Here is an 18,465-nt window from a genome sequence, read left to right on the forward strand (position 1 = left end):
TTATCACAATAAAGATATTTTTTATATAAATAATATTCAATTTTATTAAAAATCATAGTAAAATATAATAAGCATAAAAAATGGAGGAAAAAATGATTTTAGTAAAATATGAGGATTTGTTGAAGGAGAAGAACTACACTTTAATAGATGTAAGAACTCCAAAAGAGTTTAAAGAAGAGCCTATTCCAGGAGCTATAAATATACCATTACTTTTAGATGAAGAGAGAGTAGATGTTGGAACTGCTTATAAACAAGTTTCACCTGAAAAAGCTAAAGAGTTAGGGGTTGAAGCTATTGCAAAAAGATTACCTGATATATTTAGAGAGGTTCAAAAACATGCTAAAGGTAGACTAGCATTTTATTGCGCTCGTGGTGGAATGAGAAGTGGATCTATGTCAGCTTTATTTGAAGCTTTAGGATATACAACTTGGAAGTTAGAAGGAGGATATAGAGCTTATAGACAGTATATTTTAGAGAATATAAAAACTTATAATAAAGATGTAAAGTATATTATTTTACATGGAAAAACAGGGATAGGAAAAACAAAAATTTTACAGCAATTGGAGAATAAGGGATATTCAGTTTTAGATTTAGAAAAAATAGCTAATCACAAGGGCTCATTTTTTGGTGGAGTTTGTGAAAAAGAGGAGCAGAGTCAGAAAAAATTTGATTCTTTAATATTTGACTATTTTTATAAAAATAAACCTCAATATGTAATTGCAGAAAGTGAAAGTAAAAGAATTGGAAATGTATATGTTCCTGAAGATGTATTTCAATCTTTAGGTAATGGAGTACATTTATCATTAGAAACAACAATAAAAAATAGAGTAGAAGTAATAAGAGAAGATTACGCAGGAGCAACAATAGATGAACTTCAAAAATGTTTAGATAAAGTAGGGAGATATATTGGTAAAGAAAAATATGAAGAATACTCTCAAATGTTAAAAGATAATAAAATAGATGAACTTTCAGAAGTATTAATGTTAGATTACTATGATCCTCTTTATCAAAAGAGTATTGAAAAGTATACATATGATTCAGAGATATTTTATGAAACTATAGATGAGGGAGTAGAGAAAGTGGTGAGATATCTAAATGAAAAAGGTATTTTTGGAAAAGAGGTCACTGAATAAAATATTTATAGTTTTAGCATCGTTTGCTTTAGCTGTTTTAATATATTTACTTTTTAGAAGTAGAAAGCTTTTTTACTATCAAATTGTAGAGTTGATGAATTTAGATTCTCATGTTGGATCAATAAGAAAAGTAGTATGGGTTTATAGGAAACATATACCTAATTGGGTAATATATTCCTTACCAGATGGGTTATGGTTATTTTCAATGGGTGTATCCATTTTACATAATAGAGTTTTTTACAAAAAGGCTCAAAATATATTTAATATAATATTCTTTACTATGATTGGAATAGAAGTATTTCAAGGAATCTATGGAGGGCATGGTACTTTTATAGGAACCTTTGATGGAGCAGATGTAATCTGCTATACAATAGGATACATAATGGCCTCTATACTGGGGTATTTAAGTTGGGTTAAAAATTCTAAAGAGATAAAAATTCAAAATGAAGATGAAATTTTAAAAAAAGAAAGGAAAAAAATCCTAATAATTGTAATTGTATTTACAATATTAGGATTCTTTCCAGCTTTAGTTACTTAATTATCTTAAAGTAATTATATTATCTTCTAAAGATTCAATAATAGCAAGGGATTCTAAATGGATTCCTTGCTCTTTTAATATAGTTCCACCTGGTTGGAATCCTTTTTCAATAACAATTCCAACACCCTCTAGAGAAGCTCCAGCTTGATCAATTATATTTTTAAGTCCAATAATAGCATTTCCCATAGCTAAAAAATCATCAACAACAAGAATACGATCTTCAGATGATAAAAACTCTTTAGAAACAGTTATATTATAGTCTGTTTTCTTTGTAAAAGAGTGAACATTTGCGTTATATGCATCTCCCATAGTAGAAGGTTTCTTTTTCTTAGCAAAAACCATAGGAACTTTGAAAGCATAAGCAGCAGCTATACCAATAGCAATTCCAGAAGCTTCTATTGTAAGAATTTTATTTATATTTTTTCCTTCAAAACGTTTTTTTAATTCTTCTCCAATCTCTATCATTAAAACAGGATCAATTTGATGGTTGATAAAGCTATCTACTTTTAAAATAGAGCTATCAGTAACTGACCCGTATTTTTCAATATATTCTTTTAATAATTTCATATTTGTTCCTCCAACATTTCTAATTTTTTTAAATCATTTTGTGTATCTATATCAAAAAACTCCAAAGAGTTTTTAAAATTACATTTTATAAAGTTTTCTTTTTTTAAAATTTCACGTCCTCCACTATCACCTTTGAGCTTGATAAGTTCATTACGATAACGCTTTGGAAAAAGTACAGGAGCCTTTTTATTTCCATCGATAAATGGAACTATAATTTGATTATATTTTTGAAATTCATATATCAATTTTAATAGAGTACTCTTTGTTAGGAAGGGCATATCTCCTGGAATAAATAGATAACCAGATAAAGATGAGTTTAAAGTTCCTAATATAACAGAGTAACTTTGACCAAGCTCAGGATTAGGATTGATTATATAGGTGTAGCCATAATTATGACTTAGCTCATCATGAAAAGAGTTTTTTCCAATAAGTATTTTCTCTTTAAAATTTATTTGAGAGATATTTAAAAGAGTTTGCTCTAATATGGTTTTTCCATTAATTAATTTAAAATTCAATTTATCGCCTAAAAATCTTTTTGAAAAACCTGCTGCTAAAACAATTGGTGTAATATTTTTAAAAGAAAAGAATTCATTTTTAAAAATAGATCCAAAATAGATTTTAGAGGTAATATTAACTTTATTTACAATATTAAAAAACTCTTCAAATAAATCAATAGATTCAATTTTATTAAAAAATAGTATTTTTTCATTTGAAGTTCCTTTAAAAAAGGTATTTGAATTAATATAACCTATATAATCATTTTTTTCAATAGTTTTATTAGAATTAAAATATTGCTTTTGAAAAAGGTCAAATCTATGAATAGTATTTTCATTTTTCTCTTTATGTAAAGCTGTTATATCAATAATAGCGATAGTTTTAGTAGAAGCAGGATAAATTACAGGCTCATTATTCTTCCACCCTTTTAAAGCTTTATTAGCACTTCCATCAGCCTCTATTAAAATAAAATCAAAACGATTTTTAAATTTGTTTAACTCTTCAAAAGAAGCACTATCGATTTTATCATTTTCAATCTTTGGACAAAAAATGTGTATAAAATTATCCTGAGGAGATATAAAATCTATCTCCTCAGGATATATGAAAATAAAACTATTATTTTCTGTGGTCTCTGGTTTAAATATTTTAGTGGTTGTAGCTATTAAGACAGTTCCTCTTTTTTTTAATTGATTTGCCAGATAAAACATTAAGGAAGTTTTACCACCGGCTCCAGTAATAGATATAATATCTCCTTTAGTGATATTAAAAAGTTCTGACATGAAAATCTCCTCCCACTTTGAATAGTTTTAGATATCTAAAATTCCCATTAAAACTTTTTCAGATGTTACAGGTAAATTTCTAACTCTAACTTTAGTTGCGTTATATACAGCATCTACAATAGCAGGAGCAGGAGTATTTACAACAACTTCACCAACAGATTTAGCTCCAAAAGGCCCTGTTTTTTCATAAGAGTTTGAAAATTCAACTCTTATATTTTTACAATCAAGTCTAGAAGGAATTTTATATTGCATTAAAGAGTCGGTCATAACTCTTCCCTTTTTATCATACTTAATATCTTCAAAAAGAGCAAGTCCTATTCCTTGAGCAGCTCCACCTTCAACTTGAACTTGAACTAAGTTTGGATTGATAGGAGTTCCACAATCTACAACAGAAAGGTAGTCAGTAACTTCAACTTCTCCTGTTAAAGTATCTACTTCGACCTCAGCAAATCCTGCAATAAATGGTGGTGGAGAAGTTTCTCCTCCCCAAGTTCCAGTTGTAGTAATTTGATTCATTCCCTCAAAAGAGATAGAACGTTGTGCAAACTCTTCTAAAGAGATAATTTTATCAGCTATTTTTAGCTCAGTTCCAAGATAATCAATATCACCAATTTCAACATTGAACATTTTAGATGCACCTTTTAAAATTTCCTCTTTCATATTATTTGCAGCAATAATAACAGCATTTCCAGTAACATAAGTACCACTAGATGCATATGCTCCAGGATCATATGGAGATAAATCAGTATCAGCTGAATGAATAGAGATTCTATCCATAGGAACTTCTAAAACTTCAGCAGCCATTTGAGTAAGAACAGTATCACATCCTTGTCCCATATCAGTAACTCCAACCATAAGATTAAAATCACCTCTATCTCCAAGCTTTATTGTTGCAGCAGCAGTATCAATACCACCAATTCCAGATCCTTGCATTGTAACAGCCATTCCAGCAGCTCTAATTTTATTAGGAGCTACTTCCCTAGGGATTGATTTTTCTGCCCAATTAAATTTTTCTTTACCAATTTCAATGCATTTTTTAATATCACCACTTGTAATATATTTTCCTTCACCTGGTTCAACAAGATTTTTCATCCTAACTTCAGTAGGATCAAGCTTCAGATGATGAGCTAATTCATTAATAATAGATTCTACAGCAAAAGTTCCTTGAGTAGCTCCATATCCTCTAAAAGCACCAGCATTCATGGTGTTAGAATAAACAATATTAGCATTAAATCTCATAGGCACAGTATCGTAAAGAGGAAAAGTTTTATATGAAACAAGAGAAGTAACTGTAGGAGCGTGCTCACCGTAAGCGCCAGCATTTGATAAGACATTTATATCAATAGCTTTGATGTTTCCATTTGTATCTGCTCCAATTTTTACATCAAGTTTCATCCCGTGTCTTGTAGTTGTACAAGTATGTGTTTCTTTTCTGTTGTATACTATTTTAGATGGTTTTCCTGTTTTTAAAGTAACAAAAGCTGAATAAATTTCACAAACAGCTGTTTGCTTACCACCAAAACCACCACCTATTCTAGGTTTAATAACTCTTATTTTACTACTAGGCATCTCTAAAGCTCTAGCTAAGTGTCTTCTAACATGAAATGGAATTTGTGTTGAACTTACTGTTGTCAATCTACCATTAACATCAAAGTAACTATAAGACCTATAAGTCTCCATCATAGCATGCATTTGCGGTTGAGTATAGTATGTTCTTTCAAGAATAATATCACTATTTTGAAATCCTTCATCAACACCAGGTTTTTCAGCATAAGCTTTAGAGGCTATATTTCTCTCTCTTTCATAACCAATTTCAAAATTAGTATGAACTTCTTCTGGGTGAATAATAATATGAGAATCAATAGATTTTTCAAAGTCTAAAATCGGTTCTAAAACTTCATATTGAACTTTAATTAGTTTCATAGCTTTATCAGCAGCTCTTTCATCTTCAGCAGCTATAATAGCTACAGGATCTCCGACATATCTAACATATTCATCAAGAATTCTTCTATCATATGGAGATGGTTCAGGGAAACTTTGTCCAGCTAAGGTAAATCTAGTTTTAGGAGTATCATTATGTGTAAAGATAGCTTCAACACCAGGAACCTTTAAAGCTATTGATACATCAATAGCTTTAATTTTAGCAAAAGGATGAGGTGATCTTAATAATTTTATAGTTAAAACATTATTATTTAAAATTAAATCTTCAGTATAAGCAGGATTTCCTGTAACAACTCCTATACCATCAACTTTCTTAACTGATGTATTAACAATTTTCATTTTTTATCTCCTCCATAAAATTTCTAATTGCTCTAAGTTGAGATACATATCCGCTACATCTACAAAGATTTCCATTTAAATAATGCATAATTTCCTCATCAGTAGGGTCTTGTAATTCTTTAATCATTGCAATAACAGTTAATGTAAATCCAGGAGAACAAAAACCACATTGTTCAGCCCCTTCGCTAGTCATAAAAGAAGCAAATTTTTTAGCTTCTACTGGAAAATGTTCAATTGTAGAAATTTGTTTTCCTTGTGCTCTAGCTGCAAGAGTGCTACAAGAAAGTATAGGAGAACCATTTAAAAGAACTGTACATAAACCACAAGCTCCAGTGTCACAACCTCTTTTAACACTAAGGTATCCTTCTTTTCTTAAAACATCAAGTAGATAATCGTCATCTTTTATAAGAATCTCTTTTTTTCTACCATTTATAGTAGTTGTTAATAACATTAATTTAAAACCTCCTGAATTCCTTTTCTAAGTAATGCTGCTAGAAGAAGTTCTCTATAAGACTTTGAACCTCTCATATTTGAATCTAAAGGAATTTCATTTCCAATATATTTCATAGCATTGATAATTTCATTTTCAATATTTTCACTATGGTTAAAAATGTCCATAGTTTTTCTAGCTAATATAGCTTTTCCAGGTCTTGATCCAACAGAAATAGTTACACTATTATCAGATTTACAAATAGCTAAATTTATAATAGAATAATCAGTTTTACTTTTTCTTACACATTGAAAAGATGTTTTATAAACTTTTTTAGGTATTAAAATTTCTACTAGTATATCTCTTCTAATATCTGATTCATTTAAAAATGACTCTAATGTTAAGATACCACCATTGAAAAGTTTAACTTTACTACCTAAAGCAAGTAAAACTGGAATTAAATCAGAGAAACCATACTTACTAAAAACTGTTGCTCCAACAGTTACATTTGTTCTAAATTGTACACCAATAATATCCTTTAAAGCAGTATTAAAAATTTCTCCAAAATAATCTTTTAAAAGAGAGTTTGTTTCAAGAGATCTAAAATTAGTCATAGCTCCAATTGAAATAAAATCCTCTTTTTCTAAAATGTAATTTAGATTTAAATTTGATAAATCAATAGCTGTATTCCAAGAGGTATTTCCCATTCTTAAATAAGAAGTTCCACCTAGAATAATATTTTTTTTATTTTTTAAAAGTTCTGAATAAGCTTCTTCAAGAGAAGAGGCTAGAAAAAATTTTGAAAAAGAAAACAAGTTAAAACCTCCAATTAATCTAATTTATTAAGCAACTTTTTTGGCTAATTTAGCTTCTTCAGTTACTTTTTCTTCAACTGTTTCATTCTCTGGAGGTAAAATTATATTTAAGAATACAGCAATTGTACCAGAAACAACAATTCCAGATCCACCAAATATAAGTTTTATACTTTCAGGGAAAACAGTTAGAGCCTCAGGAACATTTCCAAGGCCATATCCAAGCCCTAACGAAACAGCTAATATAACAGAATTTCTACCTTTTAAAGGTTCTTTAGTAATTAAATTGATACCACTTATTGAAATCATAGCAAAGACCATAACTAAACTTCCACCAATAACACTAGCAGGAATAATTGTGAAAAGAGCACCTATTTTAGGGATAAAAGCTCCAACAACTAGGAACATAGCTCCAGTCGCAACAACAAATCTACTCATAATACCAGTCATAGCAATAATACCAGTATTTTGGCTAAAAGATGTAGTAGGTAAAACAGAGAATACTGCAGCTAAAGCACTTCCAAGTCCATCAGCAAGGATTCCACCTGACAGTTCTTTATCAGTTGTTTCTCTACCAGCACCACCCATAGTAACTCCAGACATATCTCCAACAGTTTCAACAGCAGAAACGATAAACATTAAAATCATAGCTAAAATAGCATCAAAATGAAATGCAAATCCAAACATTAAAGGTCTAGGTACAGTAAGATAGTCAGCTTGAATAAGGGGTTGTAAATTTACTTTCCCAAATATTAAAGCTACTATAAAACCAACAATTGTTCCAATGAATATAGAACCAGTACTTAAGATACCTTTTGTAAATTGTTTAAAGAAAACAACAGTAATAAGAACAACCGTTCCAATAAGTAAATTTTCAATAGAACCAAAATCTGGAGCACCAACACCGCCAGCAAAGCTTTTAATCCCAACAGGTAAAAGAGAAAGACCGATAGAAAGAACAACAACACCTGTAACAATAGGTGGAAAAAACTTTCTTACCCTTTTTATAATAAGACCTAAAAGTCCTTCAAAAATTCCTCCAATTAATGCAGCACCTAATACTCCTTCAAAACCATATCTTGTTCCAATAGAGATAGCAACAGGAACAAAAGCAAAACTAGTTCCAACAACAATAGGTAGTTTAGCTCCAATAGGACCAAGAGTATATGCTTGAATTAAAGTGTTTAACCCTGCAACAAACATTGAAGCTTGAATAAGAAGCGTTTTTTGCTCAGATGAAATTCCTAAAACACCAGCAACGATTATGATAGGTGTAATGTTACTTACAAACATTGCTAAAATATGTTGTAAACCTAAAGGTAAAGCTGTTTTTAACTCTGGAACTCCATCTAAGTGATAAGGTGATCTGTTTTTTTTCATTGATAATAATCCTCCTAAAATTCTTTTTTGAATTTTACTCAAATATATATTTGGGATTAAACTATTGTAGAAAATAAAAAAGATTATCCTTTTTCATCTTCTACAAGTGAAAAATAGATAATCTAAAAAAACTAGACTAAAAAATCTATTTATTTCACCCATAGTGGCTAATTTAAGGTTAGCCGTAGAAACTTCCGACCGTATTACGGATATATATGAGTAATTCTTTAATTTCCTTTGAATTTACTTCAAAGGTATTACATACTATATTTAAAACTTGCCCTTAAAAATAAACTAATAAATGAATTAATCAAATTTTAGTGAATTTAAGAACGTTTACTTAGGAAAAATGATACCATAATTTAGTTAACTTTTCAATATTTTTTTACTAAGTCGACAAAGGTGAAATTTAATTAATTAAAGCAAAAATAATGATTAACAAATTATTTTATATAAAAAGTTTGACAAACGAATTATTTTGTTATAAACTATCAAAGTAAATGCTGTTATTTACGCCAACCAAAAAATTAGTTAAAAATTGAAGACCCTTCCCAAGGTCTTCTTTTTTACATTGATTTACTTTATTGTTTGTTTTGACAATTATATATTTTAAGAATATACTAAGTGTAACCAAAACTAATATAAGGGGGCTTTTTATGAACTATATACAGTTAAGTGAAAAATTAAAGATGTCAAAAATAGCATTAGGATTTTGGCGTTTAAATGATTGGGGAATGTCCAAAGAAGAGTTATCAGAATATTTAGAAAAAGCAATTGATTTAGGTGTTACAACATTTGATCATGCAGATATTTATGGCCGTTATACTTGTGAAAAAATTTTTGGAGAGGTTTTAGGTTTAAAACCAGAGTTAAGAGCAAAAATGCAATTAGTAAGCAAAGTTGGAATAAAATTAGTATCAGAGAATATGCCTGAAAATACATATCATTGTTATGATACAAGCTATGAACATATAGTTAAAAGTGTAGAAAAATCTTTAAAAAATTTAAATACAGATTATTTAGATTTAGTATTGATTCATAGACCTGATATGTATATGGATGCTGATGAAACAGCCAGAGCTTTAACTGATTTAAGAAAGGCTGGGAAAGTTTTAGAATGGGGAGTTTCTAATTTTTTACCATCGGATTTTAATCTTTTACAAAGTAGATTGGATTTCAAACTTGTTACTAATCAAATAGAGCTATCACCATTAAAAACACAACATTTTTATGATGGAACAATAAACTTAATGCAGGAAAAAAGAGTTCCTATAATGGTTTGGTCTCCTTTAGCAGGTGGGGAAATCTTTATTTCTGGGGATGAAAATGCAGTAGAGTTAAGAAAAGTTTTAGAGAGATTATCTAAAAAATACAATTGTAAGTCTGATACGATAATCTATGCTTGGCATTTATCTCATCCCGCAAATTTAATACCAATTTGTGGAAGTGGAAAGATAGAAAGGTTAGAGTCTGCTGTGAAAGCGTGTAATATAAAATTGACAAGAGAAGAGTGGTTTGAAATATTAGTAAACGGAATGGGAAATGATATTCCATAAAATTATAGAAATAAAAAAGCCTTACTATATAAGAAATATAGTAGGGCTTTTTACTTAAAGTGTATTTTTTGTTGTTTCTCTTAAGATTAAAGAAAAAGGAACTGTTATTTTTAGTGGCATTGTTCTATTGCTCTCGATTTTATCTTTTAAAATTCTTACAGCTTCTTTTCCCATTAAATCTGAATGAATTTTAATTGTTGAAAGAGCAGGATATGTAAAACTTGATGCTGGAATATCATTTATACTTATAATAGCAATCTTATTAGGAATTTCTATTTTATTTTCATTTAAAGCTTTTAAAACTCCAATAGCAATAGAATCGTTAGCAATAAAAAGAGCATCAGGTAAATTGTTATTATCAATCATAGTTTTAGCAAGATTATAACCAGAGCTACTAGAAAAATCTCCAACATAGAAGTTATCTTCATCCACGACTTTTTTAAGAAGAGAATATTTTATAAAAGCTTCCTCTCTCTCATCTAAAACATTTTCAAAATCTCGACCGCCAATATAACCAATTTTTTTATAATTACATTGTATAAAAAAATCTACGATGCATTCTGAAATTTCTTTTAAGTCAGCAGTAATACAATCAAATTCTCTATTATTACAAGAATCTATAAAAATTATATTACTAGATATTTTTTGTATTTTTTTTATTTGAATATCATTGAATTGTCCAATACATAAAACCCCATCATATTTTTTTTCTACAGAACCGATATTACTATTATAAATTTTATCAAGATTTATATCCAAGATTTTGCACTCTTCTTCAATAGCAAATCGAATTGACAGATAGTAGGGATCATTAAATTCAAGCTCTTCACTATAGTTAAAAAGAGCTAAAAAGTTAATTTGTTCCTGTAAATTTATTTTTGAGGATATTTTATATCCAATTTTCTCAGCTACTTCTAAAACCTTTCTTTTTGTTTCATCTTTAACAGATAATGTAGAATCATTATTTAAAATTCTTGAAACAGTAGCAGAAGATAATCCTGTTAGGTTTGAAATTTCCTTTAAAGTTGCCATGAAACCTCCTAGTTATTATATATTCTTGTATATATAATAACATATTTTTTTATTGTTGCAATAATTAAAAAAGTTTTTAGTAAAAAATTTAGTAAAATGTTTACTAAAAAAATTGACAAAGGTGACTAAAAGTTGTATACTCGATTCATGTAACAAAAAAACTTTAAAAGCACTTAATTGGGAGGTTATATATAAAATATGAACAATTGGGAAAACGTTAAAAAAACTAATGAAAATAGAATGGGAGAAAGAGCATACTTTTTTAGTTATAAAAATAAAGAGATAGCTAGAACATATCAAAGAGATAGAAGTAGAAGTTTTATGCTTTTAAATGGGCAGTGGAACTTTAAATATTTTGAAAATCCATTTTTAGTACCAGAAGAATTTTATGATAAAGAGATAGAAGATTTTGGAAAAATAAATGTTCCAAATATGTGGCAATTTGAGGGACATGGAAAGCTTCAGTATACAGATGAAGGATTTCCTTTTCCAATAGATATACCATTTGTTCCAACAGATAATCCGACGGGAGCTTATCAAAGAACTTTTGTTTTAAATGAAAATTGGAAAGATAAGCAAATTATAATAAAGTTTGACGGAGTAGAAACATATTTTGAAGTCTATGTAAATGGAAAATATGTTGGATTTAATAAGGGAAGTAGATTAACAACTGAATTTGATGTATCGCAATATGTTAAAGAGGGAAAAAATTTATTATCAGTAAAAGTTTTACAATGGGCAGATTCAACATATGTAGAGGATCAAGATATGTGGTGGACAGCTGGTATTTTTAGAGATGTTTATTTAATTGGAAAAACAAAAACTCATATTCAAGATTACTTTATAAAAACAATTTTTGATGAAAATTATATTGATGCAAAATTGGAAATAAATATAGAAGTTGAAAATTTAGATGAAATTATAAAAAAAGATTATAAGCTAAGATGGACTTTATTTGATAAGGATGAAGTAATTTTTTCAGAAATAGTTGAAAATTTAGAAATTGATAAAATAAAAAAATTAACATTGGAAAAAAATATAAAAAATCCAAAACAGTGGACTGCAGAGACACCTAATCTATATGATTTAATATTAGAGTTAATAGATGAAAAAGATGAAGTATTAGAAGTAGTACCTCAAAGAGTAGGGTTTAGAGATATAAAAGTAAGAGATGGATTATTTTATATAAATGGAAAATACTTAATGTTACATGGAGTTAATAGACACGATAACGACCATATAAGTGGAAGAGCTATAAATATAGATAGAGCTGAAAAAGATATTATTTTAATGAAGCAACACAATATAAACTCAGTAAGAACAGCTCACTATCCAAATGATCCAAGATTTTATGAATTATGTGATATTTATGGATTGTTTGTTATGGCAGAGACTGATGTTGAATCACATGGATTTGCCAATGTTGGAAATTTAAGTATGATAACTGATGATATTGAGTGGAGAGATGTATATGTTGAAAGAATAGAAAGACATATAGCTGCTCAAAAGAATCATCCGAGTATAATAATGTGGTCTTTAGGAAATGAGTCAGGATATGGAGTTAATATTCGTGAGATGTGTAAAAGAGCGAAGGAACTTGATAGTACAAGATTAGTGCATTATGAAGAGGATAGAGATGGAGAGGTTGTAGATGTTATAAGTACAATGTACTCTAGAGTTCAGATGATGAATTACTTTGGAGAACATCCAATGGATAAACCAAGAATTATATGTGAGTATGCTCATGCTATGGGTAATGGACCAGGAGGATTAACAGAGTATCAAAATGTATTTTATAAACACGATCATATACAAGGACACTATATTTGGGAATGGTGTGATCATGGAATCTTAGAATTTGATGAAAATGGGAAAGAGGTTTATAAATATGGAGGAGATTATGGAGATTACCCAAATAACTATAATTTCTGTATGGATGGATTAATATTCTCTGATCAAACTCCAGGACCAGGATTAAAAGAATACAAACAAGTTATTTGTCCTGTAAAAATTATAAACATAAATAATAAGAATGAATTTGAAATTGAAAATAAATATTGGTATATAAATTTAGATGATATAACTCTTCATTATGAAATAGTAGCTGAAGGTGACATTTTATCTCAAGGAACTATAAAAAAGTTAGGAATAAATCCAGGAGAGACATTTAGTGTATTGTTAGGTGAAGAAATTAGAGATAACAGAGAAGTTTATGTGAATTTTAAAGTGAAAAAAGACTCAAAAACATTATATAGCTCAGAAAATTATGAGTTAGGAATATATCAGTTTAAATTACAAGATAGAAAAATAGTTGAAGAAAGATACGAATCAAATAACAGTACTTCTTTAATTATAAGAGATAATAAATTAGATTTAACAATTGAAGGATTTAATTTCGAAGTAAAATTCTCAAAATTAAATGGAAAATTAGAAAATTGGATATTTAATGGTGAAGAAATTATAGAAAAAGCACCTAAATTAAATTTCTTTAAGCCTATGATAGATAATCATAAACAAGAACATAATGATTTGTGGATTCCTAATCATTTACAAATTTTACAAGAGCAATTTAGAACTTTAGATATCAAAGAAGATGAAGAAAAAGTTATTGTAACAGTTAAGTCTTTAGTTGCTCCACCAGTATTTAATTTTGGTATTAGATGTAATTATGTCTATGAAATAGATAGAAATGGATATATAACATTTAAGTTATCAGGAGAGAAGTATGGAGAATACAATGATATTATTCCAAAAATAGGAATGGAGATGGGAATTAATAAAAGGTATCAAAATGTAGAATACTATGGTAGAGGACCTGGAGAAAATTATCAAGATAGCAAAGTTTCGAATATAATTGGAATATATAAAAATACTATAGATGGAATGTTTACTAATTATCCATTCCCACAAGATAATGGAAACAGACAAGATGTAAAATGGATATCATTAACTAATCATTTTGGAGAGGGGATATTCATAAAATCCAAAGATATTCTTAATTTTAGTGCTTGGAATTTTACCCAAGAAAATATATATAAAGCACAACATATAAATGAATTAGAAAAATCTAATTATATAACTTTAAACTTAGATTATAAAGTTCTTGGATTAGGGTCTAATTCATGGGGGTCTGAAGTATTAGATTCGTATAGAGTTTATATGAATAATTTTGAATATGAGTTCTCAATTTTACCTTATAGTTCTGGAAGTATAAAAGGTAAAGAGTTATCTAAATATAGTTATTAAGGAGGAGTAGATGTTAATTTTAAATAGTTTTGATGAATTTAAAGATATATTTAGAAGTGGAAAGAAATGGATTAGATGTAAAGAAGCTATTGAAAATATACCAAATATAAAAGAAAATAGATATCACAGTATTGGAGATTCTTTAGTTTATATGTTTAAAACAGAAAATCATAAAAATGAAGTGGATTTTCAAGGGCATAGAAGATATATGGATATTCATTATTATGTAGAAGGGCGAGAGGTATTAGAAATATCTAAAAAAAATGATTTGGATATAAAAAGTAGCTATTCTGATGAAAATGATACAGAATATTTTTATGGAACTGGAGAGATTATAAATTTAACAGCTGGAAACTTAATAATAATTGAAAATGATGAAGCATTTAGATTTAAAGGAGCGGAAAACTTAAAAAAAGTAGTTTTAAAGGTAACAATTGAAGATAATTATTTCTTAAATAAATAGTATTATGGAGGATATATGTCAACAAGAGCAAAGATAGGAAAGTTTTCACTATTATCAATGACAATAGCAGCAGTATTTAATTTTAGAAATGTAATTAATAATAATATAGAAATCGGGATGGCTTCGGCTCCTGGTTTCTTATTTGCAACATTGTTTTACTTTATACCATTTGTTTTTATTATATCAGAGTTTGTTAGTTTAAATAAAGATTCTGAGTCAGGAGTTTATCAATGGGTAAAATCATCACTAGGTCCTAAATGGGCATTTTTAAGTGCTTATGCATATTGGTTTGTAAATCTATTTTATTTTACATCATTACTTCCAAGTATTTTAGTATATACATCATATGCATTCTGGGGATATGAGTACACATTTACTCCAATGACTATATCAATCTTATCAATTTTAATTTTTACTGTATCAACATGGGTTTCTACTAAAGGAGCAGAATGGATAGGTAAAGTTACTAGTTTTGGAAGTTCTTTAATGTTATTTATGTCATTTGCATTTATTATACTATGTGGTGGAGCACTTTTAGGAGGAGTCCAGCCAGCAACTCCAATAACAATTCAAGCTATGACTCCAACATTCAATTGGAAGTTTTTTGGGGCAATGGCATGGATATTCTTTGCTGCAGGAGGATCTGAAGCTATAGGAGTTTATATAAACGATTTAAAAGGTGGATCTAAAGCTTTTGTTAGAATGATAGTAGTTGCAGGAATAATGATAGGTGGACTATATTCAGTAGGTTCATTACTGGTAAATGTTTTTGTTCCACAAGATCAATTATCTTATGCTTCTGGAATATTTCAAGTATTTGTAGGTCTTGGAAATCATTTTGGAATAAGTCAAAAATTAGTTCATCACTTCATAGGTGTAGTTATGTTAGCTAGTGCTTTAGGAGCTCTTTTAGTTTGGACATCAGCTCCAGTTAAGGTTTTCTTCTCAGAGATTCCAAAAGATATGTTTGGAGAGAAAACAGTAGCTTTAAATAAATATGGAATTCCAGAAAGAGCTACATGGATTCAATTTTTAATTGTAATACCTTTATTATTAATACCTGCACTAGGATCTGGAGATATAAATGAATTATTAGGAATAATTATAAATATGACAGCAGCAACGTCTCTTTTGCCACCTTTGTTTATAATGGTTGCATATTTTAACTTAAGATTGAATAAAGATCACTTAGAAAGAGATTTTAAAATGGGGTCAAGAAAATTTGGTTTAATAGTGACATCATTTTTACTATGTATATTTTCAGTAGCGTTTGTTGCAGCTATTTTTCCAGAGGGTCAAAGTGTAATGTTAACATTAGTTTATAATGTTGGAGGAGTAGTAATATTTATGGGATGGGCACTATGGAAATATAATAGCTATGAAAAGAAAGCTTTAGGAATAGAAAAGAAAAAATCTAGCAAGTTAGCATAAAAAATTAAATAGTACGGATATTAAAAATATCCGTACTATAAATTTTTATATAAGGAGAGAATATGAAAAAAATATTAACATTAGGATCAATTAGTTTTTTACTTTTTAGTTGCTCAACAAAAGAAAAAAATAACAATAAAAATATTAGTAGAGAAAGTTATAAAAATATACTAAATATACAAGGTGAGCCAAAAGAATTTACATACTTTGCCCCTAAAAAAGAAACTGATAAATTAGGAACAAATTATATCAATAGTTTTGTAGATTTAGGAGCTTGGCATGGTTATTATCAACCAGAATATGGTAAATATTCTATGTATGGAGGATTTGCAGGTCCATTTTATTTAGCAGAGGAGTATGCAGCAAATTTATCAGATAGTTTCAATAAAATTGAGATTATAAATAAAATAACAAATGAAAAGTATAATTTATCAACAGGTGAAGTGAAGTTTGATTATATTCCAGGTAAATTAATTCAAAGTTATAATTTAAAAGATATGAATTTAGTATTAGAGCTTATTTTTGTTACAAATAGAACAGCTCTTATAAAAACAATTATAACAAATAAAACAGATAAAGAGTTAAATATTAGTTTAAATTGGTCTGGAGAATTGTATAATAAATTAGGAAAGTGGAATGAAAAAAATAAAGAATATAATTATATATCTCTTAATAATTCTTTAAAAAAATCTGAAAATGGAGTTCTAGTTGATTTTAAAGAAAAGAGATTAGTTTGGGATTATTTAATGAGTAACGATACACAATTTCAGATAAAACATTCATTACCAGTAAAAACAAAAATTAAAAATAACGTATATAAATCTGAGCTTGAAAAATCTATAACTATTCCACCTAAAGATAAACTAGTTACTTATACAACAGAGTCATATACATTTACAAAAGATGAAGCTAATAAAGAGAAAAAATTAATAGAAGATATATTAAATAATGGAGATAAATATTTTATTGAAAATAATAAAAGATGGCAAGGATATATAGATAAAACTGTAAAAATAGAGAATTTAAATTCAAAATATGATATAGCTGCAGTGAAATCAGTTAATACATTAATTACAAATTGGAGAAGTCCTGCAGGAGCTATAAAGCATGATGGAATAACACCTTCTGTAAGCTATAAATGGTTTAATGGATTTTGGGCATGGGATTCTTGGAAACAAGCTGTAGCTACAGTTAATTTTAATGAAGAGCTAGCTAAGAATAATATAAGAGCTCTTTTTGATTACCAAATAACAAAAAATGATAAAATAAGACCTCAGGATGCAGGAGTGATTATAGATGCTATTTTTTATAACAAAGATGAGGATAGAGATGGAGATGGTGGAAATTGGAATGAAAGAAATTCTAAGCCAGCTTTAGCAGCATGGGCAGTTTGGGAAGTTTATAAAGTGACTGAGGATAAAGAGTTTTTAAAAGAGATGTATCCTAAATTAAAAGAGTATCATAATTGGTGGTATACAAATAGAGACTTTGATAAAAACGGTATTGCTGAATACGGTGGAATGGTCCATAGATTAAATAATACTTCTGAAGAGATAATATTAGCTGCAGCATGGGAAAGTGGAATGGATAATGCTGTTAGATTTGATGTAGAAGGATATGGGGTAGATGATGAGGTTGTTAAGGTTTTAGAAAATAAGGATTTAAAAGGAAATTTAATAGGCTATTCTATAAATCAAGAATCGGTTGATTTAAATTCATTTTTATATGCTGAAAAAATATACTTAAGTAATATGGCAGAAGTATTAGAATTACCAAAAGAGAAAAAAGAGTATTTGAAATCTGCAAAAAAAGTTAAAGAGTATGTAAATAAAAATATGTTTGATGAAGAAACAGGGTATTATTATGATCTTCAGATAGGTGAGAATGGAAATAAAAAGCTTCTTGTAAATAGAGGAAAAGGAACAGAAGGATATATACCATTATGGGCAAATTTATCTACAAAGAAGGAAGCTAAAAGAGTGGTTGAAAATATAATGGATAAAAATGTTATGAATACATATTTACCGTTTCCAACATCAGCAAAGGATAATCCAAAATATAATCCAGTAAAATATTGGCGTGGACCAGTATGGTTAGACCAAGCATATTTTGGAATAATAGGTTTAAATAATTATGGATATAAAAAAGAAGCACAAGATTTAAGTATAAAACTTTTTGAAAACTCAGAAGGGTTATTAACTGATGGAGTAATCAGAGAAAATTATAATCCAGAAACGGGAGAGGGACTACATTGTTCTAATTTTAGTTGGTCAGCATCAGTTTATTATTTAATTTATAAAGATTTCCTAAGAAATAAATAGAT

Annotated in this window: 14 protein-coding genes and 1 riboswitch; of the genes, 7 read left to right on the forward strand and 7 right to left on the reverse strand. The window is 28.4% G+C overall.

From position 1 onward, the window contains the following. Positions 1 to 92 precede the first annotated feature (92 nt). Complete coding sequence (gene mnmH / locus MKD34_RS03510) at positions 93 to 1,133, forward strand: tRNA 2-selenouridine(34) synthase MnmH (RefSeq protein WP_240219737.1); 1,041 nt, start codon at positions 93 to 95, stop codon at positions 1,131 to 1,133. Continuing rightward, positions 1,096 to 1,671, forward strand: a complete 576-nt coding sequence (locus tag MKD34_RS03515; protein ID WP_240219738.1) for a hypothetical protein — start codon at positions 1,096 to 1,098, stop codon at positions 1,669 to 1,671. The genes mnmH and MKD34_RS03515 overlap by 38 nt, the downstream gene beginning before the upstream one ends. Here MKD34_RS03515 and MKD34_RS03520 read toward each other — a convergent pair whose 3' ends face one another. The 6 genes from MKD34_RS03520 to MKD34_RS03545 are packed head-to-tail and all read right to left on the reverse strand — an operon-like array spanning position 1,672 to position 8,414. Then, complete coding sequence (locus MKD34_RS03520; protein ID WP_240219739.1) at positions 1,672 to 2,238, reverse strand: xanthine phosphoribosyltransferase; 567 nt, start codon at positions 2,236 to 2,238, stop codon at positions 1,672 to 1,674. Then, positions 2,235 to 3,512 (reverse strand): selenium cofactor biosynthesis protein YqeC, encoded by a 1,278-nt coding sequence (gene yqeC / locus MKD34_RS03525; protein WP_240219740.1) that lies wholly within the window; start codon positions 3,510 to 3,512, stop codon positions 2,235 to 2,237. Before yqeC ends, MKD34_RS03520 begins: the two co-directional genes overlap by 4 nt. A gap of 27 nt (positions 3,513 to 3,539) precedes the next feature. Then, positions 3,540 to 5,792 (reverse strand): xanthine dehydrogenase family protein molybdopterin-binding subunit, encoded by a 2,253-nt coding sequence (locus MKD34_RS03530; protein WP_240219741.1) that lies wholly within the window; start codon positions 5,790 to 5,792, stop codon positions 3,540 to 3,542. Then, on the reverse strand, positions 5,779 to 6,243 hold the full coding sequence (locus MKD34_RS03535; protein WP_240219742.1) for a (2Fe-2S)-binding protein: 465 nt from the start codon (positions 6,241 to 6,243) through the stop codon (positions 5,779 to 5,781). The genes MKD34_RS03530 and MKD34_RS03535 overlap by 14 nt, the downstream gene beginning before the upstream one ends. Next, the gene (locus tag MKD34_RS03540) at positions 6,243 to 7,037 is read right to left on the reverse strand and encodes an FAD binding domain-containing protein (protein WP_240219743.1); all 795 of its coding nucleotides are present in this window, start codon (positions 7,035 to 7,037) and stop codon (positions 6,243 to 6,245) included. Before MKD34_RS03540 ends, MKD34_RS03535 begins: the two co-directional genes overlap by 1 nt. Before the next feature lie 27 nt (positions 7,038 to 7,064). Beyond that, a complete protein-coding gene (locus MKD34_RS03545; RefSeq protein WP_240219744.1) occupies positions 7,065 to 8,414 on the reverse strand; it encodes a uracil-xanthine permease family protein in 1,350 nt (449 codons plus the stop codon). A 141-nt stretch (positions 8,415 to 8,555) separates the two neighbouring features. Beyond that, a riboswitch (purine riboswitch) is annotated at positions 8,556 to 8,653 on the reverse strand. A 417-nt stretch (positions 8,654 to 9,070) separates the two neighbouring features. Between MKD34_RS03545 and MKD34_RS03550 the strand changes: the two genes are divergently transcribed. Further along, a complete protein-coding gene (locus MKD34_RS03550; RefSeq protein ID WP_240219745.1) occupies positions 9,071 to 9,970 on the forward strand; it encodes an aldo/keto reductase in 900 nt (299 codons plus the stop codon). Between the two features lie 54 nt (positions 9,971 to 10,024). On the opposite strand, the gene ebgR is transcribed toward MKD34_RS03550, so the two are convergent. Then, positions 10,025 to 11,002: a transcriptional regulator EbgR gene (ebgR, locus tag MKD34_RS03555; RefSeq protein WP_240219746.1), complete on the reverse strand. Its 978-nt coding sequence runs from the start codon at positions 11,000 to 11,002 to the stop codon at positions 10,025 to 10,027. A gap of 198 nt (positions 11,003 to 11,200) precedes the next feature. Between ebgR and ebgA the strand changes: the two genes are divergently transcribed. The 4 genes from ebgA (at position 11,201) to MKD34_RS03575 (ending at position 18,463) form a co-directional block, all read left to right on the forward strand. Beyond that, entirely contained in the window at positions 11,201 to 14,248 is a 3,048-nt protein-coding gene (gene ebgA, locus MKD34_RS03560) for a beta-galactosidase subunit alpha (RefSeq protein WP_240219749.1), read from the forward strand. A gap of 10 nt (positions 14,249 to 14,258) precedes the next feature. Further along, the gene (locus MKD34_RS03565) at positions 14,259 to 14,711 is read left to right on the forward strand and encodes a beta-galactosidase subunit beta (protein WP_240219755.1); all 453 of its coding nucleotides are present in this window, start codon (positions 14,259 to 14,261) and stop codon (positions 14,709 to 14,711) included. A 15-nt stretch (positions 14,712 to 14,726) separates the two neighbouring features. Continuing rightward, complete coding sequence (locus MKD34_RS03570; protein ID WP_240219756.1) at positions 14,727 to 16,142, forward strand: amino acid permease; 1,416 nt, start codon at positions 14,727 to 14,729, stop codon at positions 16,140 to 16,142. Positions 16,143 to 16,204: 62 nt separating this feature from the next. Then, positions 16,205 to 18,463 carry an MGH1-like glycoside hydrolase domain-containing protein gene (locus MKD34_RS03575; protein ID WP_240219757.1) on the forward strand — a complete coding sequence of 753 codons (2,259 nt, stop codon included), beginning with the start codon at positions 16,205 to 16,207 and terminating at the stop codon, positions 18,461 to 18,463. The last annotated feature ends 2 nt before the right edge of the window (positions 18,464 to 18,465 follow it).

The organism is Cetobacterium somerae (assembly GCF_022430525.1).
In the GTDB taxonomy this organism is placed as follows: Bacteria; Fusobacteriota; Fusobacteriia; order Fusobacteriales; family Fusobacteriaceae; genus Cetobacterium_A.